The sequence below is a fragment of the Bradyrhizobium sp. NBAIM03 genome, assembly GCF_020194055.1.
GTDB classification, from domain to species: Bacteria; Pseudomonadota; Alphaproteobacteria; order Rhizobiales; family Xanthobacteraceae; genus Bradyrhizobium; species Bradyrhizobium yuanmingense.
Genome location: NZ_JADYVS010000016.1, coordinates 65,682 through 88,824 on the forward strand (window position 1 = coordinate 65,682; position 23,143 = coordinate 88,824).

21 protein-coding genes are annotated in these 23,143 nt (G+C 64.4%); 16 read left to right on the forward strand and 5 right to left on the reverse strand.

Annotated features, from left to right (window positions below; all coding sequences use genetic code 11):
* The first annotated feature begins 79 nt into the window (after positions 1-79).
* The 14 genes from tolQ to I6F21_RS23470 all read left to right on the forward strand — a co-directional run bounded on the left by tolQ (position 80) and on the right by I6F21_RS23470 (position 16,386).
* Entirely contained in the window at positions 80-796 is a 717-nt protein-coding gene (gene tolQ / locus I6F21_RS23405) for a protein TolQ (RefSeq protein ID WP_008546343.1), read from the forward strand.
* Positions 797-839: 43 nt separating this feature from the next.
* Positions 840-1,292: a protein TolR gene (gene tolR, locus I6F21_RS23410; protein ID WP_036021864.1), complete on the forward strand. Its 453-nt coding sequence runs from the start codon at positions 840-842 to the stop codon at positions 1,290-1,292.
* Positions 1,293-1,296: 4 nt separating this feature from the next.
* Complete coding sequence (locus I6F21_RS23415; protein WP_081494442.1) at positions 1,297-2,256, forward strand: protein TolA; 960 nt, start codon at positions 1,297-1,299, stop codon at positions 2,254-2,256.
* Between the two features lie 39 nt (positions 2,257-2,295).
* Positions 2,296-3,639, forward strand: a complete 1,344-nt coding sequence (gene tolB, locus I6F21_RS23420; RefSeq protein WP_035998559.1) for a Tol-Pal system beta propeller repeat protein TolB — start codon at positions 2,296-2,298, stop codon at positions 3,637-3,639.
* Between the two features lie 78 nt (positions 3,640-3,717).
* Positions 3,718-3,861, forward strand: coding sequence for a hypothetical protein (locus tag I6F21_RS23425; RefSeq protein ID WP_225183485.1), 144 nt, complete (start codon positions 3,718-3,720; stop codon positions 3,859-3,861).
* A gap of 36 nt (positions 3,862-3,897) precedes the next feature.
* Positions 3,898-6,219, forward strand: coding sequence for an EAL domain-containing protein (locus I6F21_RS23430; protein ID WP_225183486.1), 2,322 nt, complete (start codon positions 3,898-3,900; stop codon positions 6,217-6,219).
* 167 nt (positions 6,220-6,386) lie between these two features.
* Positions 6,387-7,148: a hypothetical protein gene (locus I6F21_RS23435; RefSeq protein ID WP_035998571.1), complete on the forward strand. Its 762-nt coding sequence runs from the start codon at positions 6,387-6,389 to the stop codon at positions 7,146-7,148.
* A 244-nt stretch (positions 7,149-7,392) separates the two neighbouring features.
* Positions 7,393-7,881, forward strand: coding sequence for a peptidoglycan-associated lipoprotein Pal (gene pal / locus I6F21_RS23440; RefSeq protein ID WP_035998574.1), 489 nt, complete (start codon positions 7,393-7,395; stop codon positions 7,879-7,881).
* Between the two features lie 207 nt (positions 7,882-8,088).
* Positions 8,089-9,171, forward strand: coding sequence for a tol-pal system protein YbgF (gene ybgF, locus I6F21_RS23445; protein ID WP_109142503.1), 1,083 nt, complete (start codon positions 8,089-8,091; stop codon positions 9,169-9,171).
* A 64-nt stretch (positions 9,172-9,235) separates the two neighbouring features.
* On the forward strand, positions 9,236-10,291 hold the full coding sequence (gene tilS, locus I6F21_RS23450) for a tRNA lysidine(34) synthetase TilS (RefSeq protein ID WP_035998583.1): 1,056 nt from the start codon (positions 9,236-9,238) through the stop codon (positions 10,289-10,291).
* A 276-nt stretch (positions 10,292-10,567) separates the two neighbouring features.
* Positions 10,568-12,490: an ATP-dependent zinc metalloprotease FtsH gene (ftsH, locus tag I6F21_RS23455; protein WP_035998585.1), complete on the forward strand. Its 1,923-nt coding sequence runs from the start codon at positions 10,568-10,570 to the stop codon at positions 12,488-12,490.
* A 253-nt stretch (positions 12,491-12,743) separates the two neighbouring features.
* Positions 12,744-13,583: a universal stress protein gene (locus I6F21_RS23460; RefSeq protein WP_225126311.1), complete on the forward strand. Its 840-nt coding sequence runs from the start codon at positions 12,744-12,746 to the stop codon at positions 13,581-13,583.
* 9 nt (positions 13,584-13,592) lie between these two features.
* On the forward strand, positions 13,593-14,825 hold the full coding sequence (locus tag I6F21_RS23465) for an APC family permease (protein WP_225183487.1): 1,233 nt from the start codon (positions 13,593-13,595) through the stop codon (positions 14,823-14,825).
* Positions 14,826-14,946: 121 nt separating this feature from the next.
* The gene (locus I6F21_RS23470) at positions 14,947-16,386 is read left to right on the forward strand and encodes a hypothetical protein (protein ID WP_225183488.1); all 1,440 of its coding nucleotides are present in this window, start codon (positions 14,947-14,949) and stop codon (positions 16,384-16,386) included.
* 64 nt (positions 16,387-16,450) lie between these two features.
* Here I6F21_RS23470 and I6F21_RS23475 read toward each other — a convergent pair whose 3' ends face one another.
* The 3 genes from I6F21_RS23475 to I6F21_RS23485 form a co-directional block, all read right to left on the reverse strand.
* Positions 16,451-17,446 (reverse strand): glycosyltransferase family 2 protein, encoded by a 996-nt coding sequence (locus I6F21_RS23475; RefSeq protein WP_225139262.1) that lies wholly within the window; start codon positions 17,444-17,446, stop codon positions 16,451-16,453.
* A 64-nt stretch (positions 17,447-17,510) separates the two neighbouring features.
* Positions 17,511-19,007: a hypothetical protein gene (locus I6F21_RS23480; RefSeq protein WP_225183525.1), complete on the reverse strand. Its 1,497-nt coding sequence runs from the start codon at positions 19,005-19,007 to the stop codon at positions 17,511-17,513.
* Between the two features lie 107 nt (positions 19,008-19,114).
* Positions 19,115-20,605, reverse strand: a complete 1,491-nt coding sequence (locus I6F21_RS23485) for a hypothetical protein (protein WP_225183489.1) — start codon at positions 20,603-20,605, stop codon at positions 19,115-19,117.
* Positions 20,606-20,902: 297 nt separating this feature from the next.
* On the opposite strand from I6F21_RS23485, the gene I6F21_RS23490 reads away from it, so the two are divergent.
* Together I6F21_RS23490 and I6F21_RS23495 are read left to right on the forward strand one after the other, a co-directional pair.
* The gene (locus tag I6F21_RS23490; RefSeq protein ID WP_035998610.1) at positions 20,903-21,067 is read left to right on the forward strand and encodes a Flp family type IVb pilin; all 165 of its coding nucleotides are present in this window, start codon (positions 20,903-20,905) and stop codon (positions 21,065-21,067) included.
* Positions 21,068-21,234: 167 nt separating this feature from the next.
* Positions 21,235-22,464 carry a glycosyltransferase family 87 protein gene (locus I6F21_RS23495; protein WP_225183490.1) on the forward strand — a complete coding sequence of 410 codons (1,230 nt, stop codon included), beginning with the start codon at positions 21,235-21,237 and terminating at the stop codon, positions 22,462-22,464.
* Positions 22,465-22,607: 143 nt separating this feature from the next.
* On the opposite strand, the gene I6F21_RS23500 is transcribed toward I6F21_RS23495, so the two are convergent.
* Positions 22,608-22,904 (reverse strand): hypothetical protein, encoded by a 297-nt coding sequence (locus I6F21_RS23500; RefSeq protein WP_035998615.1) that lies wholly within the window; start codon positions 22,902-22,904, stop codon positions 22,608-22,610.
* A gap of 91 nt (positions 22,905-22,995) precedes the next feature.
* Positions 22,996-23,139 carry a hypothetical protein gene (locus I6F21_RS23505; RefSeq protein WP_156447004.1) on the reverse strand — a complete coding sequence of 48 codons (144 nt, stop codon included), beginning with the start codon at positions 23,137-23,139 and terminating at the stop codon, positions 22,996-22,998.
* Between the last annotated feature and the right edge of the window lie 4 nt (positions 23,140-23,143).

Below are 23,143 nucleotides of genomic sequence, written 5' to 3' on the forward strand. Positions count from 1 at the left end.
CGCGGCTGTTGGGGAACACCGGCCGCGATTTGCTGGCCGAAGGACATTAGGTAACGATCGCCTTGAGAGGATACTGCTTATGAATCCGGCCGAATTGGCTCAGTCAGCCCTTCCGGTTGCTGCCTCCGCCGACGTGTCGCTGATCGCGCTGTTCTGGCAGGCTCACTGGATCGTGAAAGCGGTGATGCTGGGGCTTCTGGCCTGCTCGGTCTGGGTCTGGGCGATCGCCATCGACAAGATCTTTCTCTACGCGCGCACCCGCCGCTCGATGGACCGGTTCGAGCAGGCGTTCTGGTCCGGCGAGTCGATCGAGGAGCTCTATCGCACGCTGTCGGCCAAGCCGACGCATTCCATGGCGGCCTGCTTCGTGGCGGCGATGCGCGAGTGGAAGCGCTCGTTCGAGAGCCATGCCCGCTCGGTCGCAGGGCTTCAGATGCGCATCGACAAGGTGATGAACGTCTCGATTGCACGCGAGGTCGAGCGGCTGGAACGGCGCCTTCTGGTGCTGGCGACCGTCGGCTCCGCCGGCCCCTTCGTCGGCCTGTTCGGCACGGTCTGGGGCATCATGTCGAGCTTCCAGTCGATCGCGGCCTCGAAAAATACCTCTCTGGCGGTGGTCGCCCCCGGTATCGCCGAGGCGCTGTTTGCGACCGCCGTCGGCCTTATCGCCGCCATTCCTGCCACTATTTTCTACAATAAGTTCACCTCCGAGGTGAACCGGCAGGCCCAGCGACTCGAGGGCTTTGCTGATGAATTTTCAGCCATTCTGTCTCGTCAGATCGACGAGCGGGGCTGACGGACGGCATGTATAGTGTGAAGGGCAATCTGGGCACGCGATCATGGCCATGAACGTTGCGAGTTCGTCCGGCGGCGGCGGGCGCCGCGGCCGGCGCAAGCCGGTCGTGGCCGAGATCAACGTCACGCCGATGGTCGACGTCATGCTGGTGCTGCTCATCATCTTCATGGTGTCGGCACCGATGTTGACGGTCGGCGTCCCGCTCGACCTGCCCCAGACCAGTGCCAAGAGCCTCGAAAACAACGACCAGAAGCCGATCCAGATGTCGGTCGACATCAAGGGCAAGGTGTTCATCAACGACACCGAGATTGCGCTGAACGAGCTGATCCCGAAGCTGAAGGCGATCACCGATGCGCGCGGCGGCCTCGAGGAACGCATCTATCTGCGCGCCGACAAGAAGGCGGATTACGGCACCGTGGCCAAGGTGATGGGCCAGCTCTCGGGCGCCGGATTCAAGAAGCTGGCGCTCGTCACGGAAGCGGATCAGGGGTCTTGAGGCCGTGAAGGTGAACGTCGACAAGACACTCGTTGCGTCGATTGCCCTGCATGTCCTCGTGCTGGGATGGGGGCTCGTCACCTTCAGCAGCAAGGCCTACATCGCTACGCAGGAATCGCTTCCGATCGACATCATCTCCTCCGATCAGCTCGCCAAGATGATGGCGGGGCAGAAGACCGGCAAGAAGGAAGAGCCGAAGCCGAAGGTCGAGAAGATCGCGGAGCCCAAGCCCGAGGAAGACGCCGTCGGCAAGGTCACCGAGAAGAAAGAGCTGATCAAGACCAACTCCCAGCCGGAGCCGCCGCCGAAGCCGGTCGAGAAGCCGGTGGAGAAGAAGCCGGAGCCGCCGAAGCCCGTGGCGGAGGCCAAGCCGAAGGAAGAGCCGAAGCCGCAGGAAAAGAAGCCTGATCCGGCCAAGGAAGATCCGATCGCCGAGCTGCAGAAGAAGATGGAGGCCAAGAAGCCGCCGCCCAAGCCCGTGGAGCAGAAGGTCGCGGCGGTGCAGCCGCAGCAGCAGCCCAAGCCCAAGGAGCGCACCTTCGACCCCGCGCAGATCCAGCGCGACCTCGACAAGCGCGCCGCGACCCGGCACGAGCAGACCGGCTCGGCGTTGAATGCATCAGCGTCGCTGGGAGCAGCAACCGGGACGGCCGCCAACAATGTTGCGACCTGGCAGGGCGCGTTCATGTCGGCGGTCAGGCGCTGCTTCACGCCCACCTACAACGGGCAGGATGCCGACCAATACGAAGTCGACATCGATATTTTTATGAAGATCGATGGAACACTGGCATCCGAGCCGGTTGTCGTTGCAGCGCGTGGGCCGTCCAGGTCGATCGCTCAGGCCGTGGCGGAGAGTGGCAAGCGTGCCATCGTCCAGTGTCAAGTCTATTCGTTCCTGCCGAAGCAGCAGTATGACACTTGGAAAACCATTCCGATGCGCTTCGGCCTGAAGGATATGTTGTGATCCGAACAAAAGAATTTTGCGATGAATGACATTCGATCGATGAACCGCCGCCGCTTCATGACGCTGACCGGATCCGCGCTTGCGACGCTTGGGGCTGGACATGCGCTCGCCCAACCGCAAAAGCGGCTTGAAATCAATCCCACCGAATTCCAGCCGATCCCGATCGCGATCAGCAACTTCCTGCCCGGCTCGCCCTCCGACGGCGACGTCGGCAACGGCGTCACGCAGGTCATCACCAACAATCTGAAGCGCTCGGGCCTGTTCGCGCCGATCGATCAGGCCGCCTTCATCGAGCGCATCAACAACATGGATGTCGCGCCGCAATTCCAGAACTGGAAGACCATCAACGCGCAGGCGCTCGTCACCGGCCGCATGACGCGGCAGCCGGACGGGCGGCTCAAGGCCGAATTCCGTCTGTGGGACGTCATCTCCGGCCAGCAGCTCGCCGGCCAACAATATTTCACCTCGCCGGAATATTGGCGCCGCATCGCCCACATCATCTCCGACCAGATCTACGAGCGCATGACCGGCGAGAAGGGCTATTTCGACAGCCGCGTCGTGTTCGTGGACGAGACCGGGCCGAAGGAGCGCCGCGTCAAGCGGCTCGCGATCATGGATCAGGACGGCGCCAATGTGCGCTATCTGACCCGCGGCTCCGATCTCGTGCTGACCCCGCGCTTCTCGCCGAACTCGCAAGAGATCACCTACATGGAGTTCGGCCAGGGCGATCCGAAGGTCTATCTCTACAACATCGAGACCGGCCAGCGCGAGATCGTCGGCAACTTCCCCGGCATGACCTTCGCGCCGCGCTTCTCGCCGGACGGCCAGCGCGTCATCATGAGCCTGCAGCAGGGCGGCAATTCCAACCTGTTCGTGATGGATCTGCGTTCGCGTTCGACTACGCGTCTCACCGACACGCCGGCGATCGACACCTCGCCGTCCTATTCGCCCGACGGCAGCCGCATCTGCTTCGAGTCCGATCGTGGCGGCAGGTCGCAGATCTACGTGATGAGTGCGGGCGGCGGACAGGCGCAGCGCATCTCCTTCTCCAAGGACGACACCAACGCCAGCTATTCGACGCCGGTGTGGTCGCCGAAGGGCGACTACATCGCCTTCACCCGGCAGGGCGGCGGGCAGTTCGCGATCGGCGTCATGAAGCCCGACGGCTCGGGCGAGCGGCTGCTCACCTCCGGCTTTCACAACGAAGGCCCGACCTTCTCGCCGAACGGCCGCGTGCTGATGTTCTTCCGCGATCCCGGCGGCAATGGCGGGCCGTCGCTGTACTCGGTCGACATCTCCGGCCGCAACGAATTGAAGGTGCCGACGCCGGGCTTTGCCTCGGACCCGGCATGGTCGCCGCTGTTGTCCTCGACCTCGGGCTGACAACGGCGCAGTTGAAACATCGCGCGTTCAGACGCGCGATGTTTTCGAAAAACCGCGCCGATTTTTTCCGAGTTTGCCGTGACCGGCAACACTTCCTTCACCTTGCGCCCGGCAAGGCTTGCCTACCTGCTTGATATTCCAGCGGAAATCATTTCGCTATTGCCGAAAAACAACCCGACTTTAACGATGTTCCCTCAGAAAAGCTTCATCTCGGCTGGGTAAGACTACGCGCTGAACAGGACGCGCGTACAAACCAAAATGCAGTTCGCAAGCCAGAGCGGAGAGCAGGGGCAGCCGCCGCCGGTCAATCCGGCGGCGCAGATCGATTCGCTCTTTGAAGCGCCCGGACCGCTGCTGGCCGGTCTCATCTTCGTGTCGATCGGTGCTGCGCTGACTGCGCTGAAGACAGGTGAGCCCCTGATTTGGGCGTGCGTGGCGCTGCTCGTCTTGGCCGGAACGGTGCGGGCGATCGATTTGCGTCGCTATCAGGGACGCAAGTCGAGCGTGACCGCCGAGGCGGCCAAACGCTGGCAGGCGCGGTATCAGATCGGCGCGAAGATCCAAGCTGCAGCGATCGGCATCTGGTGCGGCACGACTCTGCTCGCCACCGACGACGCGGTCGCGCATATGATTGCCCTGTCGGTCACGACAGGCATTGCCGCAGGGGGAGCGGGAAGGGCGTACGGACGACCGTCGATCTTCCATCTGCAGGCGCTGCTCATTTTCGCCCCGGCGGTGCTGGCATTGGCGTGGCGCGGCACGCCCTACTACATCGCGATGGCCGTTGTGAGCGCGGCCTTCCTGCTGGCGATCATGCAGCTCTCGGTCAACTTGCACCGGATCTTCATGGGCGCCGTGGTGGCGCGCGAGCGCGAAGCCGCACTTGCGGGCCAGTTCGATACCGCCCTCAACAACATGCCGCACGGTCTTTGCATGTTCCATCGCGATGGCCAGCTCGCGGTGATGAATCACCGCTTCGCGGCGATGATGAACCTGCCCGACCAACTGCCTCGGAGCGGCGCCAGTGCGCGCGACATCATCGCGGCGTGCGTGCAGGCAAGATCCATCTCGAGCGCGGACGGCGAGCATATCGTCGCCGGCATCGAAAGTTCGCGGGAGAAGGAGATCATCACCGCCGAGGCGAACCTGGAGCGAAATCGGTCGCTGTGCTGGACCGTTCAGCCGATGGCGGACGGAGGGGCGGTGCTGCTGCTCGAGGACATCACCGAGCGGCGCAACGCCGAGGCCAAGATCACCCATCTTGCGCGATACGACGACCTGACGGCGTTGCCGAACAGGGTCAACTTCCGCGACCAGATCGAGCACCTGCTGGCTGTCTCCCACGATGCGGCGCAGCTCTCCGCGCTGCTGTTCATCGACCTCGACCAGTTCAAGCAGGTCAACGACACGCTGGGCCATCCCTGCGGCGACCAGCTCCTGTGCGCCGTCGCCAACCGCCTGCGCGAGATGCTGCGCCCCGAGGATTTCGTCGCCCGGTTCGGCGGCGACGAGTTCGTCGTGTTCCAGCAGAACCTCACGTCGCCCGAGGATGCCGCGGCACTCGCCCGCCGCATCGTCGAGCGGTTGAGCGAGCGGTACCGCATCGACAATCATCTGGTCGAGATCGGCGCCAGCGTCGGCATCGCGCTGACCTCGCCGGAGGGCACCAGCGCCGACACGCTGCTCAAGAACGCCGACATGGCGCTGTACCGCGCCAAAGCCGACGGCCGCGGCACCTATTGTTTCTTCCGCGACGAGATGGCCGCGACCGTCGAGGCGCGCCGCATCCTCGAGCTCGATCTGCGCAAGGCGCTCGCCAACGAGGAATTCGAGCTGTTCTTCCAGCCGCTGGTCAATCTGAGGTCCGGCAAGATCACCACCTGCGAAGCGCTGCTGCGCTGGAATCATCCGGTGCGCGGCACGGTCTCGCCGGTCGACATCATCCCGGTCGCCGAGGACATGGGCCTGATCGTCGATCTCGGCCGCTGGATCCTGCGCCGCGCCTGCATGGAATGCATGAAGTGGCCGGAGGGTGTCAGCGTCGCCGTTAATTTCTCGCCGCAACAATTCCACCAGCGCGACGTCCTGAGCGAAATCCGCTACGCGCTCGAAGTGTCGGGCCTGCCGGCGCATCGTCTGGAGATCGAGATCACCGAGTCCTCGCTGCTGCGCAACACCCAGCTCACCCACGACATCCTGTCGCAATTGCATGCGCTCGGCGTGCGCATCTCGCTCGACGATTTCGGCACCGGCTACTCCAGCCTCAGCTACCTGCACAATTTCCCGATGCAGAAGGTGAAGATCGATCGCTCCTTCCTCGAAGGCATCGATTCCGACCGGCCGCTGACGCTGCTGCGCGGTGTCGCGCGGCTGTCCGCCGACCTCGGCATGGCCGTCGTGGTGGAAGGCATCGAGACCAACGAGCAGCTCGAGCTGATCAGCGCCGACGGCACCGTGACCGAAGGGCAGGGCTACCTGTTCAGCCGGCCCGTACCGGCGGTGCGGATCCGGCAATTGCTCAACGCCTCGCATGGTCGTCGCGTGCCCGACGACCAGCTCGCCCTTGTGTCGTCGCGATAGGCCCGATCCCTTCCCGGCAGCTCCACTCTCGCAATCGGCTCCCGTGTGCACCGTAGTCTTGCGGGCTCGCAAAGGTTAACCCTAACGATTCTATAGCTTTGCAATTCCGTTAAGGAACCATTAAGGTCTGGCTACTCGTGGAAGTTGCTTGGAGTCAGAGGTTGCAGATGAAGTCCGGAGCCGAACCGAACACGGCGCTCCTTCCACGAGGCGCCGCGTTGTTTGACCGCATCGATTATCGGCTCATCGAAACGCCCGAGGACAAGGACAACCTGTATCTGATGCGCTACCGCGCCTATCTGCAGGCCGGTCTGATCGAGCCATCACCTTCGCTGCGCGTCAGCGATCGTTTCGACGAAACGCCCAACACCTGGAATTTCGGGGTCTATGTTGACGGAGAGCTTTGCAGCTCCGTCCGCATCCATCTGCTGACGTCGGAATGGCGGATGTCCTATACCACCGAGGTGTTCGGCGACATCCTGCATCCCCGCCTCGATCGCGGCGAGGTTTTTGTCGATCCATGCCGGCTCGTTGCAGATCCCGACAAGCACCACCGTTTTCCCGAGCTGCCCTATTTGACCGTCCGCCTCGCCTTTGTCGCGTGCGATCATTTCAACGCCGACACCGGCCTTGCCATGATCCGGACCGATCATCAGGCGTTCTACCGCCGCATCTTCCTGCACGAGACCATTTCGCCGGAGCCGCGGGGCTTTCCGGGCTGGCCCACCAAGAAGGCGGTCCTGATGGCCACCGACGTCCGGCGGCAGCGGGACAAGGTGCTGGCGCGCTTTCCGATCATGCGCTCCAGCGCGTTCGAGCGGCGCATGCTGTTTGAACGCAGCATCCCCCGGCAGGCCGCCACGCGGCCGATTCTGCTCACCACGCCGCGGACCCTGGACGTGGCCTCTCAAGCGCTCGGTTCGGTCTAGGCGGGCGCTCCCCGGTCATTTCGGCCCAAAATTCCAGCAAGTGCCGGCTCTTTTGCCGGCCGACGCGGCTTGCCTTCACCCTCGCGCCACATTTACAACCCATTAACCATGACGTTTGCTTTTCGCTGGTTGGGGGCATTTGACCGGCTGAGGCAAGGTTCCGTCAAGGTTGACGGAACGTTCGCTTAACCAACCCCCTGTAGACCGGACAGCAGTGGACTAACGTGAGCGTGGAGGCTCCGGAATGAGACATCCTATGCGTATCCTCCAGGGATTGAAGCTGGCCGCGGTGCTCGCCGTCGCGCTGTCGATGGGCGCCTGCGCCAACAAGAATGCCGCGACGGATGCGATGGCCAATGCGGCGACGCCCGGCAGCCAGCAGGACTTCGTCGTCAACGTCGGCGACCGCGTGTTCTTCGAAAGCGACCAGACCGATCTGACCCCGCAGGCGATCGTGACCCTGGAGAAGCAGGCGCAGTGGCTGCAGACCTATCCGCGCTACTCCTTCACCATCGAAGGTCATGCCGACGAGCGCGGCACCCGCGAATACAACATCGCGCTCGGCGCCCGCCGTGCCCAGTCGGTCCGTTCGTTCCTCGCCTCGCGCGGCATCGACCCGAACCGCATGCGCACGATCTCCTACGGCAAGGAACGGCCGGTCGCCGTCTGTAACGACATCTCCTGCTGGTCGCAGAACCGCCGCGCCGTCACTGTCCTGAACGCCAGCTCCTGACGCTCGGTCAGGTCCCCGGTGGTCAGTCAGGCCCCGTTCAGCTTTGCAATTGGATGATGCCGGCGCCCTCTCGGGCGCCGGTTTCGTTTCAGCATTCTGTGACTGAAAACCCCTTGGTATCAGTCACATTTTTGGCGTACTCCACTTCGATGTGTGGCGCGTCGAGGGTTCCGTCGCAGGCCATTTCGCTTTCGTCGTCAGGGCAAGATGTCATCCAGATTTAAGGCTTTTACCGGTACCGCGGCGACCGCCGCGCTGCTCTCTTTGTGCTCGCCCGCGCTTGCGCAATCGGTCTACGGGCAGTCGGATGATGTCGACCCTGAGATGCGGATCGAGCGGCTGGAGAACCGGCTGCGCCAGCTCACCGGCCAGAACGAGGAGCTGCAATATCGCAACCGCCAGCTCGAAGAGCGCCTGCGGGCGCTCGAGGGCGGCGCGCAAGGGGCGCCCGGGCAGGCACCCAACGTCGCGGCGATGCCGCCCGCGCAGATCGCACCCAGCCAGATTGCACCAGGTCAGGTCGCGCCCGGCTATCGCCAGCCGCCGCCGCAACAGCAAGCCGCGCAGCCGAGCTACGAGCAGCCGCAGATCGCCGCGCCCGCGCCGATCGTTCAGGAGCAGCCGGCGCCCGGCGCTCCCGGCACACGCCGCCGCGGCGATGCCTTCGACCCCAACCAGAACCCGAATGCACCCGGCGCGCCGCGCGCACTCGGCGGCGGGCAGCAGCCGATGCCGGCGGTCACGCCTGGCGGCGGCCGCAATGCGGGCGAGCCGCTCGATCTCGCCAACACCAGCCCGCGCTACCAACAAGGTGTGCCGCCGGCAGCGCAGCCCGGCTATCCGCCGGCACAATCGGGTTATCCCGCACCGGCCGGTGGCGCTGCTTTGGCCACCCTGCCGCCGTCGGCGACGCCCCGCGACGAGTTCGACCTCGGCATCGGCTACATGCAGCGCAAGGACTACGCGCTGGCCGAGCAGACCATGAAGAACTTCACGCAGAAATTTCCGAGCGACCCGCTGGTCGGCGACGCGCAATACTGGCTAGGCGAGAGCTATTTCCAGCGCCAGCAATATCGCGATTCCGCCGAAGCGTTCCTCGCCGTCACCACCAAATACGAGAAATCGGCCAAGGCGCCGGATGCGCTGCTGCGGCTCGGCCAGTCGCTCGCCGCGCTGAAGGAGAAGGAGGCCGCCTGCGCCGCCTTCGGCGAGATCGGCCGCAAATATCCCCGCGCCTCCGCCGGCGTCAAAGCCGCCGTCGATCGCGAGCAGAAGCGGGTGAAGTGCTGATCCGCTGACAAAGCGGATGGCGTTGCGCTAAACATTCGGTCAATCCGCGGATGATTGCAGCGTCATGTCAGACGACGACGATTCACCGATCTCGGCGCGCGAGGCGAGGCGGCTCTTCGCGGGCCTGAGAGATGCCCCGGCGCTGGTGCTCGCGGTCTCCGGCGGGCCCGACTCGGTTGCGCTGATGTGGCTTGCAGCGCGCTGGCAGCGCAGCCTCGCGCGAGGCCCGCAAATCACGGTCGTCACGATTGATCACGGCCTGCGCCCGGAGGCCGCCCGTGAGGCGCGCGAGGTCAAGCGGCTCGCCGCGGCGCTCGGATTGCCGCACCGGACCTTGCGCTGGCGCGGTGAAAAGCCGAAGACGGGGCTGCCTGCCGCCGCGCGCGAGGCCCGTTACCGCCTGCTCGCACAGGCCGCCCGTGCCGCCGGCGCGAGCCATGTGCTGACGGCACACACCCGCGACGACCAGGCCGAGACCCTGTTGATGCGCCTGTTCCGCGGCAGCGGACTTGCCGGACTCTCGGCCATGGCTCCATTCACCGAGCGCGACGGAATCGTGCTGGCGCGTCCGTTGCTCGACGTTCCGAAATCGCAGCTGATCGCGACATTGCGGCGGGCGAGGATCGGCTTTGCCGAGGATCCCACCAACCGGGACACCGCCTACACACGGCCGCGGCTGCGCGCGCTGCTGCCGCTCCTCGCGGCCGAGGGCGGCGACGCCAGAAATCTGGCGCGGCTCGCGGCAAGGCTGGCGCGGGCCAATGCGGCGGTCGAGGTGCTTGCCGACGGCGCCGAGCGCTTCCTCCGCCTGCGGGATCGCGGCGATGCGCCGCAGGCGAGTGTCAGGAGCTTCGAGGCCGCGACCTTTGCCGCCCTGCCGGAGGAGGTGCGGCTGCGGCTCCTGCTGCGGGCCATCAACGCGCTCGGCCATGAAGGGCCGGCGGAACTCGGCAAGGTCGAAACCCTGATGTCGGTGCTTGATCGGGCGATCGCCGGCCCCGGTGCAGCCGCAAATGGCCGGCCGGTTCTGAAGCAGACCCTCGCGGGAGCCTTGATCAGCCTTGCCGGCGGGCGTATCCAGATCGCGCCGGCGCCGGCCCGGCGGCGCAAGGGCAGATGAGCGCGACGAGAGCGGATCATGACACCGGTCAATTCGCGTCCGTGCCGTCAGGCCACCTTAACCAGGCAGGAAAAACCCGGGTTCGGACGCCATGATTTCAGCGGGAATCGCGCTAAGATGGGATAAATAGTCCCATCTCGTTCCCTTGGCAGCGACCGGGGCGGCACCTAAATTGTATCCGTCTAACGATGAGGATTCCTTGGGATTTCCTCGCATTGACCAAATCAACTGCCCAAGGATCACGGCCGCGATCCGCGCGACCACGAAGGAAGATCGATGAACGCCAATCTGCGCAATTTCGCCCTCTGGGTCATCATTGTCTTGCTGCTGTTGGCGTTGTTCACGCTCTTCCAGAATCCGGGTCAGCGGGCCTCCTCGCAGGACATCGCCTTCTCGCAGCTGCTGAGCGAAGTTGACCGCGGCAATGTGCGCGACGTCGTGATCCAGGGGCCGGACATCCACGGCACCTTCACCAACGGCTCCAGCTTCCAGACTTACGCGCCGAACGACCCGACGCTGGTGAAGCGCCTCTATGACAGCAAGGTGCAGATCACCGCGAAGCCGCCCGGCGACAACGTGCCGTGGTTCGTCTCGCTCTTGGTCTCCTGGCTGCCCTTCATCGCGCTGATCGGCGTCTGGATTTTCCTGTCGCGGCAGATGCAGGGCGGCGCCGGCAAGGCGATGGGCTTCGGCAAGTCGCGTGCGAAGATGCTGACGGAGGCCCATGGCCGCGTCACCTTCGAAGACGTCGCCGGCGTCGACGAAGCCAAGCAGGACCTGCAGGAGATCGTCGAGTTCCTGCGCGACCCCGGCAAATTCCAGCGCCTCGGCGGCCGCATTCCGCGCGGCGTGCTGCTGGTCGGCCCGCCCGGCACCGGTAAGACCCTGATCGCGCGTGCGGTCGCGGGCGAAGCCAACGTGCCGTTCTTCACCATCTCCGGTTCCGACTTCGTCGAGATGTTCGTCGGCGTCGGCGCGAGCCGCGTCCGCGACATGTTCGAGCAGGCCAAGAAGAATGCGCCCTGCATCATCTTCATCGACGAAATCGATGCCGTCGGTCGTCACCGCGGCGCCGGTCTCGGCGGCGGCAATGACGAGCGCGAGCAGACGCTGAACCAGCTGCTGGTCGAGATGGACGGCTTCGAGGCCAACGAGGGCGTGATCCTGATCGCCGCCACCAACCGCCCCGACGTGCTCGATCCCGCGCTGCTGCGTCCGGGCCGCTTCGACCGTCAGGTCGTGGTGCCGAACCCCGACGTCGTCGGCCGCGAGCAGATCCTGAAGGTGCATGTTCGCAAGGTTCCGCTGGCGCCCGATATCAACCTCAAGACCATTGCGCGCGGCACCCCGGGCTTCTCCGGCGCCGACCTGATGAACCTCGTCAACGAGGCCGCTTTGACCGCCGCCCGCCGCAACAAGCGGATGGTGACGCAGGCCGAGTTCGAGGAGGCCAAGGACAAGGTGATGATGGGCGCCGAGCGCAAGTCGCTCGTCATGACCGAGGAAGAGAAGTTGCTCACGGCCTACCACGAGGGCGGCCACGCCATCGTCGGCCTCAACGTGCCCGCGACCGATCCGATCCACAAGGCGACCATCATCCCGCGCGGCCGTGCGCTCGGCATGGTCATGCAGCTGCCCGAGCGCGACAAGCTGTCGATGTCGCTGGAGCAGATGACCTCGCGCCTCGCCATCATGATGGGCGGCCGCGTCGCCGAAGAGCTGATCTTCGGCCGCGAGAAGGTGACCTCGGGCGCGGCGTCCGACATCGAGCAGGCCACGCGCCTGGCCCGCATGATGGTGACGCGCTGGGGCCTGTCGGAAGAGCTCGGCACCGTCTCCTATGGCGAGAACCAGGACGAGGTCTTCCTCGGCATGTCGGTGTCGCGCACGCAGAACGCCTCCGAAGCCACCGTCCAGAAGATCGATTCCGAGATCAAGCGTCTGGTCGAGGAAGGCTACAAGGAGGCGACGCGCATCCTCACCGAGAAGCGCGCCGATCTCGAGACGCTGGCCAAGGGCCTGCTCGAGTTCGAGACGCTGACCGGCGACGAGATCGTCGACCTGCTCAAGGGCAAGAAGCCGAACCGCGAGTCCGTGCTCGAGCCGACCACACCGCGCGCCTCCGCCGTGCCCCCGGCCGGCAAGCCGCGCCCGCGTCCCGATCCGGATCCCGGCCTGGAGCCGCAGCCGCAGGCGTAATTCCAAGCGGCAGTTGAGAATCGAAAAACGCGGCGGTAACGCCGCGTTTTTTATTGTCCGAGCGCGCCTTCGCGAGCTCGCATTGCGCTGGCCCTCCCGCAAGGCAGGCGCCGCCGAACCAGAGCGTTCTGTTCCGGCGCCATCGTTCGAGCCTGGGCCGTTTTGCCACAGCCATCCGGTTTGAATCGGTTGCGGTGGGTCAAGAAGGAGCATCTCGACGGCGTTAGGTTCCGACTCGTCAAAGGAGGCACACATGGCTTTCAAGGATGTTCTGTTGACCCTGGCGAGCTACCCGGAGCCGACGCCGGTTTCAGTGATCGACGATGCCGTCTCGGTGGCCGCCACCCTGGGGGCGCACCTCGCAGCCATTTCCTGCGAGGTCCATGCGGAGGTGCGCGCAAGCCTGCTCGGGGATGTCATCCTGGACATACCCGCGCTTATTGCGCGCGAGGCCGCCAAGAGCCGCGAGAATGCGAAAGCCCTGCTTGCCGCATTCGAAGCCTCCGCCGACAAATCCGGCGTCCGGCATGAGACCATCTTCGAGCACTGTGCAACCGCCAGCGAGGCCGCGCTGCTGGTTGACTATGCAAGGCTTCGGGATCTCACGATCATGGCGGTGCCGGACTCCCATGATCTGGGGTACGCCGAGGAGGTGATCTTCGAATCCGGCAGGCCGACGCTGATCCTGCCCACCGGCCCGCGGTCGCGTCCGTTGCGGCTCGATGCCATCTGCGTGGCTTGGGACTTCAGCCGCACCGCTGCGCGAGCGGTTTCCGACGCACTTCCTTTGCTTGAAAGCGCAAGAAGTGTACGCGTCGTGACTGTCACCAACGAAAAGCCCCTGGATTCCAGACATTCCGGCCGAGAACTGGCGAAGAACCTGGCTCGTCACGGCATCGAGGTCGTGCTGGATGAGATCGATGCCGAGAGCAAGCCGATCGACGAGGTCCTCACATCTTACGTGCTGTCCCACGGCATCGACGTCCTCGTGATGGGCGCGTACGGAACGCCGAGGTGGCGGGAATTCGTGCTCGGCGGCGCGACCAGGGGCCTGCTGTCCAAGCCGCCGGTGCCGATCCTGTTTTCGCATTGACGCTTGGTGATGCAGGAGGTGGCGCCGCTCGGGTCTACGAAACTGGTCAGATCGCTGACGCTCACGCACGCGGTCCTCTATGGGCTCGGCGTGACGATCGGCGCCGGCATCTACGTCCTGGTGGGCGCGGCCGCTGCCCGGAGCGGAATGCATGCACCTCTGGCGTTCCTCGTTGCCGCGGTCGTGATGGGCGTGACGGCCGGGAGCTTTGCCGAACTGGGCACGCGACTGCCGGTCGCGGCGAGCGAGGCCGCCTATGTCCAGGCCGCGTTTCATCGAAAATGGCTCAGCGGTGCCACAGGGTTGCTCGTGGTGGCTGCAGCGACGATTTCGGGCGCGACCATCACTGTGGGGAGCGCCGGCTACATCAGCGTGTTCCTGCCGCTGCCTGCCAGCTGGATCATCGCGGGCGTCGTGCTCGCGATGGGAGCGATCGCCTGCCTCTCCGCGGTTCAGTCCATCAGCTTCGCCGGCTTGATGACGGTCGTGGAGATCGGAGGATTGGTCCTCATTGTCGGAGCCGGGCTGTTTGAGGGCGACGCCCTGGTCTCCCGGCTGCCCGAACTGTTGGCTCCCCTGAACGATAAAGCAGCGTGGACCGGGATCGCACAGACATCGCTGCTCGCCGTGTTTGCATTCATCGGGTTCGAGCACCTCGTGAACATCTCCGAGGAAATGAAAAATCCGTCCCAAACGCTGCCTTGGGCGCTCTTCATCACCCTCGGCGTGACGGCGCTCCTCTACATGATTGTCGTCTGGGTTGCGGTGGTCGCGGTGCACCCGGCCGAGCTCGCGCACGCCTCGGCTCCGCTTGCTTTGGTCTTTCAGCGGTTGACTGGTCTTCCCCTCTCGGTATTGAGCGTCATCGCGATCGTTGCGACGGTCAACGGGATCATCGTTCACATGCTGATGATCGGACGTGTGCTGTACGGGCTTGCGGACCAAGGCAGCCTTCCGGCCTTTCTGGCCGGGGTGAACGCCAGAAGCGGAGCGCCGGTGGTTGCAACCCTCTTCGGCGTGGGCGCCATCCTGATCCTCGCGCTCGGCATTCCCTTGACCGGATTGGCCGAATGGACCTCACGCCTGACGCTCGGGATCTTCGTCCTGGTCAACCTGGCGCTTCTTCGCATCAAGACGAGAGAATCCAAGCCTCCCGCCGGCGTGTTCTTCGTGCCCATTTGGGTGCCGATCGCAGGACTGTTCACAAGCGCCGCGTTGCTCCTGATCGATCTCGTGCGATAGCGCCCGCGTGGCGTTTTGGCGGAGGGCCCGGGCGTTGCGATGGCGGTTCTCTCGCTTCCGCACGCGCGATCGGTGAAACATTAAAGAACACCTTAACAATTAAGGCCTAGCTTGGCCCGCCATGACTGATCAGGTCGTCTCCAGCGCGGTTCAACCGTTTTCGGCGCGTGCAGTGCTCCCTTGGGCTGTGGGGCTCGCCGTCTACGCTGTATTGCTGGCTGTCGGCCCGAAGCTGCTCGGAGATCCCGACAGCTATTCTCACGTCGAGCTCGGGCGCTGGATCATGGCGCATGGGGCCCTGCCGACGAGTGATCCATTTTCGTTTTCGAAGCATGGCGCGCCCTGGATCACGTTCGAATGGCTGTCGGAAGTCATCTATGCCGGAGCCTACGTCCTGTCCGGCTGGTCCGGCGTCGTCGTCGTCGCGGCCGCGGCGATCGCACTCGCCTTTGGTCTGCTCACATACTTCCTGCTGCGCGAGCTGTCGCCGACCCAGACGCTGATCATGGTGATCGCGGCCGTCATCCTGACGGCGCCGCACATGTTGGCGCGGCCACACGTGCTCGTGATGCCCATCATGGTGATCTGGGCGGCTGCCCTGGTGCGTTGCATGGATCATGGCAGGCCGCCACCATACTGGGCCCTGCCGCTGCTGGTCGTGTGGGGCAATCTGCACGGCAGCGGAGTGCTGGCGCTTGGCTTGATTGGACCCGTGGTGCTCGAGGCGCTGCTGCGCGAGGAGCGAAGCCGATGGCCACGCGTGCTGCTGCGCTGGGTGCCATTCACACTGCTTGCCGTCGCCGCATCCTGCCTGACGCCGCACGGGCCGGAACCGCTGCTGATGCCGATCACGACACTCGGCCTCGGTCCCGCGCTCGCCTGGATCGCGGAATGGCGGCCGCAGGATTTCAGCCGCATCGGCGGCTTCGAGCTGCTGTTGCTGGGGGGCATCTTCGCGCTCTCGCGCGGCGTCACGCTGCCGGTCGTGCGGACCCTGGTGGTGATCGGCTTGCTCCATTTCGCGCTGGCGCAGATGCGCAATGCGGATCTGCTGGCCATGCTGGCGCCGCTCTACCTCGCGGCCCCGCTGGCCCGGAGGTTCGGCGGGCCGAGCGGGAACGAGACCGACCGCTCCTCGCGCGGCTTGAACCTGGCGGCATTCGGCATCTTGGCCGCGATGAGTGGATTGGCGCTGGCGCGCGACATCCGGCCGGCTCACCTCATCACCCCCGAGGCGGCCGTCGCCCGTGCCGATCTCGCCAAGGCGGGGCCGCTGCTCAACGATTATTCCTTCGGCGGCTATTTGGTCTTTGCCGGCATTCCAACCTTCATCGACGGCCGCGCGGAACTCTTCGGCGGACCGTTCATCGACCGCTACAATCGCGCCCTGGCGCTGATTGACCTCGGAGATTTTCTCAAGCTGCTCGACGACTACAAGATCCGCGCGACGCTGCTCGCACCGAATACGCCCGCCACAGCGATGCTTGATCGGTTGCCGCACTGGCAGCGCGTGTACAGCGACGATGTGGCGGTCGTCCACAAGCGTCGGGAGATGCAGTAAAGCCCGCTCGGCAGCAGCATCGAAGACCAGGTGTTGGCCTCACGTCCGAGATGATTGCGGCGGATCACTCGTTGATTGCGTGCTTGGCGGGTACGGTCGCCGCCTCGTTGCGATCGAAGCCGGCTCGCTTCTGGACCACGTACAGTGGACGGCGCTTTACTTCGGCATGGATGCGGCCGACGTAAAGGCCCACGATCCCCGTCATCAGCATGTTCATTCCACACAACAGCGAGAGGAGGACGATGGTCGAGGACCAGCCGGTCACGAGATGAGCGTCGTTGCTCAGCCACATCACGACGACCCAGCCGCCGTAGAGCAGAGCGAATGCCGAGACGGTCAATCCGCACCAGATCGCCAGGCGCAAGGGCAGATCAGAAAAGCCGAGCGCGGCGTTCACCGCTAGGCGGATCATCTTGAACAGGGGGTACTTGGTCTCGCCCGCGGCGCGCTCGAGACGATGGAAGGTGACCTCGGCCTGGCGGAAGCCGAGCCAGGCGATCATGCCGCGTACGAAGCGATCCTGCTCCGGCATCTGCCTGAGCGCGTCCAGCACCTTGCGATCGATCAGGCGGAAGTCACCGACGTCGGCGGGGATGCCGACGGAGGACATCTTGCCGAGCAGCCGGTAGAACAGGTGTGCGGTCGCGCGCTTGAATCGGCTCTCTCCCTCGCGCGACAGGCGGCGGGCGTGGACGACGTCGTTGCCTTCCTGCCATTTTGCGATCAATTGCTCGATCACTTCGGGCGGATCCTGCAGATCGGCGTCCATGACGATGATCGCGTCACCCTGCGCGGCGTCCATGCCGGCGGTGATGGCGACTTGATGGCCGAAATTCCGCGACAGGCCGATATAGCGAAAGCGGGCGTCGCGCACAGCGAGTGCCTGTAGCACGATCGAGCTGGAATCGCTGCTGCCGTCGTCGACGAAAATCGCCTCTGCCGGCCCGTCGAGCCGGGACAGCAGGAAGTCGAGCCGGCGTAACAATATCGGCAGTACGGCTTCCTCGTTGAAGACGGGAATGACGAGGCTGTAGCGGATCGGTCCGGAATTGGCCGCCATGCGAAGGAGTCCAGCTGGGTTGCAGGGACGGAAGTCTACGGGCAGGTGGTTAAGGTCGCCTTTCTCAGGACTTGCGGCGAATCCTGTAGAGCACGAACCGATCCGAGGTCTCCAATAGTTCCAGCAGATCCGGCAGCGGGTTTGCGGCCCGCGGTCCCAGCACATAGAGGTAGTCGAAATCCCGGTACCAGGTGCGGACAAAGCGCGGCGAGTCCGCCGGCGGGTGGCCCGCTGCTATCGCGGTGAGCAGGCCTGAGGACACCAGTCCGCCATCCGGAGTGGCAAGATGGCGCACGGCCTCGACGGCCCGAACAGGCTGCTTGCCCGCCTCCGTGAAGAGATTGGGCACGAACGCATTGGCATAGTGCACCGCCAGCGTTGGCGCATAATACATCGGATACGCGGTGAGATCGGCGAAGGGCGGGTCGCCAGCTTCGTCCGCATTGCTGACGAGGACGCGCGAGCCGCGTTCGAGCTTGCGGAACGACTCGACAATGGCCGCGTAGTCAGCGCGGTAGGGCAGCCATACCGTGAAGACAACGGCGAGATTGATCAGCGTGATGCTGCTGATCGCAGCGAGTGCAGCCATCCGCCAAGCCCGGCTTGGCAGCGACAGCGAGCAGAACGCCGGCAGGATCAGCGCCGCAGCAGGAAACACGCGGAGGTCGGCGAAAGAGGTCCCGAACAGTCTCGAGGGAATGGCCACGTACAGGAGCGCAAGACCGAGCGCGATCCAGATCCCGGCGGGCTCGAGCCTGAGCAAGCCGCGCCTTGCGGCGAACAGCAACGCGGTCATGAGGGTCAGCCCCGTCACCGCCGCGGCCGTCAGATTGTAACCGTTCATGATGCGGAGCGGCCAGACCGGCTTGAATGCGAGGAACCAATCGTTGCCTTGGCTTCCGATCGCGCCTGCCGTGACATGCATGATCGCAAGCAGCGCAAGCGCCGGTAGGGCTAGCGCGCCAAGCCGCGCGGCCGCGACGGGATAAGCGACCCGCCCTTGGCGGATGCGCGACAGCTCGAAAAGGCCGAGCGTTGCGCCATAGATGCCGAGCGAAAAGAAATGCGCCACATAGAGCGCGGCGACGAAGATCAGATTGGCCATGAAGCGCAGCGGCCAGGGGCCTTCGGCCAGCATCAGATAGACGGCGATGCCCCAGAGCGCGAGGCCGAGCCCGAACTCGAAGTTCACGAAACCCCAGCTGAACGGCAGGCAATAGAGGAAAGCAAGCGCGGCGAAACCGGCGAGATGGATGCGTCCCTTCCGGACCCATTCGAGCAGAAGCGCACCGGTGACGATCAGGCATTGGCTCAGCAACAGAAACAGCCGCGTCGCGTTCTCGACGCTCATCAGCCGCGCCAGCTGCGGGACCAGCAGGTCCATTCCGAGGTTGGGATAGAAGGCCCACCTCACCTCGTAATACGGATTTGCACCCGCGGTGCCGTTCTGGCTCAGAACAGACATGCGGGCGAGGTGATTGGGATAATCGACCATCGCCGGAATGGGCGTCAGCAGCACCGGAACAAACGAGACCACAGCCAGCATCGCAAGCACGATCATCGCCACGGCTCGGTCCGGGGCGGAACGCGCCGGATCTGTCAGGATCGGCTTGCTGGAAACCATCTGATGAAGTCGCTGAGGCCGAACACGCGCGCTGGAGCGGGTCGTCACTTCGAAGGCGCCGCGGTCGCGCCGTCTGCGGCGTCGCGCACGTGGATCACGGCGATGTCGTCCGCATAGATCCGCTTCCAGCCTTTGAGCTGGTCGAGGATCTGCGGGCCCGGCGCATCCGCGCCCAGCAGCGTCGCATCGATCTTGTGCTCGTCGAGCAGGCGTGGCAGCAGCTCGGGCTTCTTGCCCTCGGTCGCCTTGAAGAAGTCCATGATGAATTTCTCGCCGTAGAGCTCGGCGCGGCCGTCGACGAAAACAGGGATATCGCGCGAGATCAGATAGCCGCCGAACTGGTAGGCGTTGAAGACGCGCTGCACCTTGCGTTGCTCGAGCAGGTCGACCGCGGCAACCGGCGTCTGCGTCATCGTGAAGGTGAAGCGGTGGTGCCCCAGATAGAGCGAGGTCGAGGTCCAGCTTGCCGCCACGATCATCAGCGCGCCGAGCGCCGTGACATAGCGGCCCGGCCAGCTGTCGGCACCGGCGGGCTCAAGCGCCGGCTGCGGGAACATCTCGCCGAGCGGCTTTGCCAGCACCAGCGGCACCAGGAATGCAAATGCGTCGATGCTCCTGACGTGGCTCAGCGCGCTCCAGGTCAGGAACAGGATCAGGAAGATCCGGGGTGCTGACAGCACCAGGCCGCGATAATAACCGAATGCGATCAGGGCGAGCAGGGCGCCTTCGAACGGGGTGAACGTGGCGAAGTTCGCCGGCATCCATTCGACGATCAGTGTCAGCAACTCGCCGAGGCTGAGAATGTTGGTCGCGCCCTGCAGCGTTCGCCAGCCGTACGGCGTGCAGCAGCTCGCGATCAGCGCCCCGATTCCGAACAGCACCCAGCGCATGAACAGGGCGAGCCGCCGTCCCTTCTCGGCATGCTCGACCACTTCGAGCGAGATCGGGCCGATCAGCGCGAGCCCGAGCACGAAGCCGCCGTGCAGGTTCGCCCACAGCGCCATCAGCGGCAGCCAGGTCCAGGACGGCGCGCTCCGGCGGCTCGCAGCCGCCATCAGCAAGCCGACCCACGCCACCATCACCGGCAGCGCCAGAATATGCGGCCGCGCCAGCACGTGATGGATCGACAGCAGCAGCGCCAGCATCGCAAACAGCACCGCGCGCGGAGCTCCGATATGCGCCTCGAGCAGATACACGAGGATCGCGAGTGCGAGCGCGATGGCGGCCGCGGTGAGGATGACGGGGCCTGCCCAGCCCCATTGTGCATGCGAGAAGGAGAACGCGACCTGCGACAGCCAGGACGTCGAGATCCACGGCGCGCCCGTCCGCGTGAAGGAATAGAAATCGATCATGGGCATGGCGCGGTGATCGAGGATCCATTGCCCGATCTTGATCTGCCAGAACGAGTCGGAATCCTGAAGCAGCGTATCGCCCAGGAACAGGAAGAACAGATAGGCGCCGGCGCCGACGCACAACGGCACCAGGGCACGCGCGCGGCCCTGCACCGCGATGCTGTTGGCGAAAGAAAGGGACATGCCGTCTCGTCGTCCTGGTTGTTCTTGCCGGCCCGAGCGGGCGGCATTGGACCACGCCGGTCATAACTTCGGGTAAACCGGCCGCGCCAGGCCGGCGTCAGATGCTTACAATTTAACGGATTGTTTCGAACTTGGATTTACCATGGGCCGATACACGCAATCCGCTCGGTGTTTACGCAGCCAAATTAACTGCGGTGCAATTCTTTGCCTCTACGTTCCGTTGCCATGGTCGGGCGGCGCTGGGAAGCCGAAGAGACCAGATCAGTTGTAGCCTCGTGTACTCATTTGGAGCACTCTATGAAGAACCTCGTTGCGCGTTTCATGAAGGATGAATCCGGCGCCACCGCCATTGAATACGGCCTGATCGCTGCCGGCATCGCGCTGGCGATCATCACCGTCGTCAACAACCTCGGCACCACGCTGAACACGAAGTTCAGCTCGATCTCGACCAGCCTCAAGTAAGGCCGGACGACCAGCGGAATAGCGAAGGGCCCCGTCATCGACGGGGCTCTTTTGCGTTGTCCAGGAATCGGCGCGGGGCGTTCGACGATCAGGCTTAAGCCTCCTTCAAGCCACTCGGGTGTATGGCTTGGGCGCATCCGCCTCACATCATCGCGCAAGGAAGCCGCATGGCCGAAGCCTCCTCCGTTCCGCCTGCAATCGGCCGTCACGGTGCGGTCCCAGCGATCCTCGTCAACATCTCCTTCGTGCTGGCGATCGTCACGCTGGCGTATTTTCCGACGGCCTATCTCGCCCATCTCTGGATCTTTGACGCCGACGGGCGCGGCATCCCCACTGATTTCGTCAACGTCTGGGCGGCCGGAAGACTGGCGCTCGAGGGGCATCCCGCGCAGGCCTGGGATTGGGACATTCAGAAGCAGGTCGAGCTTGCGCTGCTCAAGCAGGATTTCGTCGGCCATTTCGCCTGGCACTATCCGCCGCCCTTCCTGTTCGTCGCGTCCTTCCTCGCGCAATTTCCCTATGCGATCGCCTTCATCGGCTGGGCCGCCTTCAGCATGGTGCCTTATCTCGCCGTGATGCGCGCGATCATCGGACGCAATGCGGGCCTTGTGATTGCGGTTGGATTTCCGGCAGCCTTCCTCAACATCCTGGTCGGGCAGAACGGTTTCCTCACGGCCTCGCTGATCGGCGGCATGCTCTATCTGCTGCCGACGCGGCCGGTGCTGGCCGGCATCTGTCTCGGCCTTCTCAGCTACAAGCCGCAATACGGTCTCTTGTTTCCGCTGGTTCTCTTCGCCGCCGCCGAATGGACCGTGCTGTTCACCGCCGCGATCGTCACCGTCGCGATCGCCGCGATGTCCTGGCTCGCCTTCGGCACCGAAAGCTGGCAGGCGTTCTTCCACTGGATTCCGATGTTCTCCCAGGCCTTCCTGACCGAAGGCAGGGCGCCCTGGTTCAAGATGCAGAGCATCTTCGCGCTGGTGCGCTATGTCGGCGGCACCGAGCAGTTCGCATGGATCTTCCAGTGGGTGTTGACCGCTTCTGTGGCCGTGGCGCTGGTCGTGGTGTGGCGGAGCCGGCTGCCCTACGCCCTCAAGGCGGCGATGCTCGCCACGGCGACGCTGCTCACGACGCCCTATCTTTTCATGTACGATCTGGTCGTGCTGGGCATCGCGGTGGCGTTCCTCATCCGCGCCGGGCTCGATGAAGGTTTCGCACGCCACGAGGTGATGGCGCTGGCGCTCGTCTTCGCGCTGCTTGCGAGCTTCCTGTTTCTCGGGCAACCGGTCGGCTTCCCGGCGATCCTGATCGTGTTCGGGCTGATCCTCGGACGCTGCGCAGCCTGGCGGAGTGCCGAGGCCGCATCGGCGCAGCTCGCTCTCACGCGAACGAGCTGAGGAGTTCAGTCATGCTCGGTCTCCGGGTGAGACGTTGGGGCGTGAGGCGTTCGCCGTCAGCGCAGTGATCGAGGCTGCACCATTAGGCGGCGGAACAGTTGATATTCCTCAACTGCTGCGATGGGCCCGTTCCGGACACCGCGTTATCGCTTCCTTTCCCGCTCGGCGATAATTCGAGCCATCGAGGAAAACTCCTCCTCATGTGCAGCAACGGCCTGCTCAACGGTGGCGAACCATCGACTGCGTTTCTTCGGCTCCACTTCGATAAAGAGCTCGATGAATTGGCGGTCGAGCTCGCGACGGGCGTCGACCGTCACCGGCAAGGCATAGAAGTCGGCGCTTTGGACGCAGAAAAGGTGCGACGCAACATCCTCAAAGCATCTGAAGTGAACTGCTCTTTTGGCGTCAATTCGTTTCCAGATGGAGAGTTCTCGATACATCCGCGTCCACCGACTAGCTCATAATCTTCGCGCAATAGGTTTTCCGTCCTGCTGCTTAGATGCAGCGTATAGCACGAAGCGGAAAGTTCGCTTAGGTCAAAGGCGCCGGTTTGGCGAGCGCCAACAGCCAAGGCTCCCCTTTTTCGCCTGCGAGGTTCCCGTGCGAACCGTTGACGTCTCGCCCGCAATTGAACGGGCACTCGATGTCTTCATCGAACTCGATGGCGTCGCGCAACAGG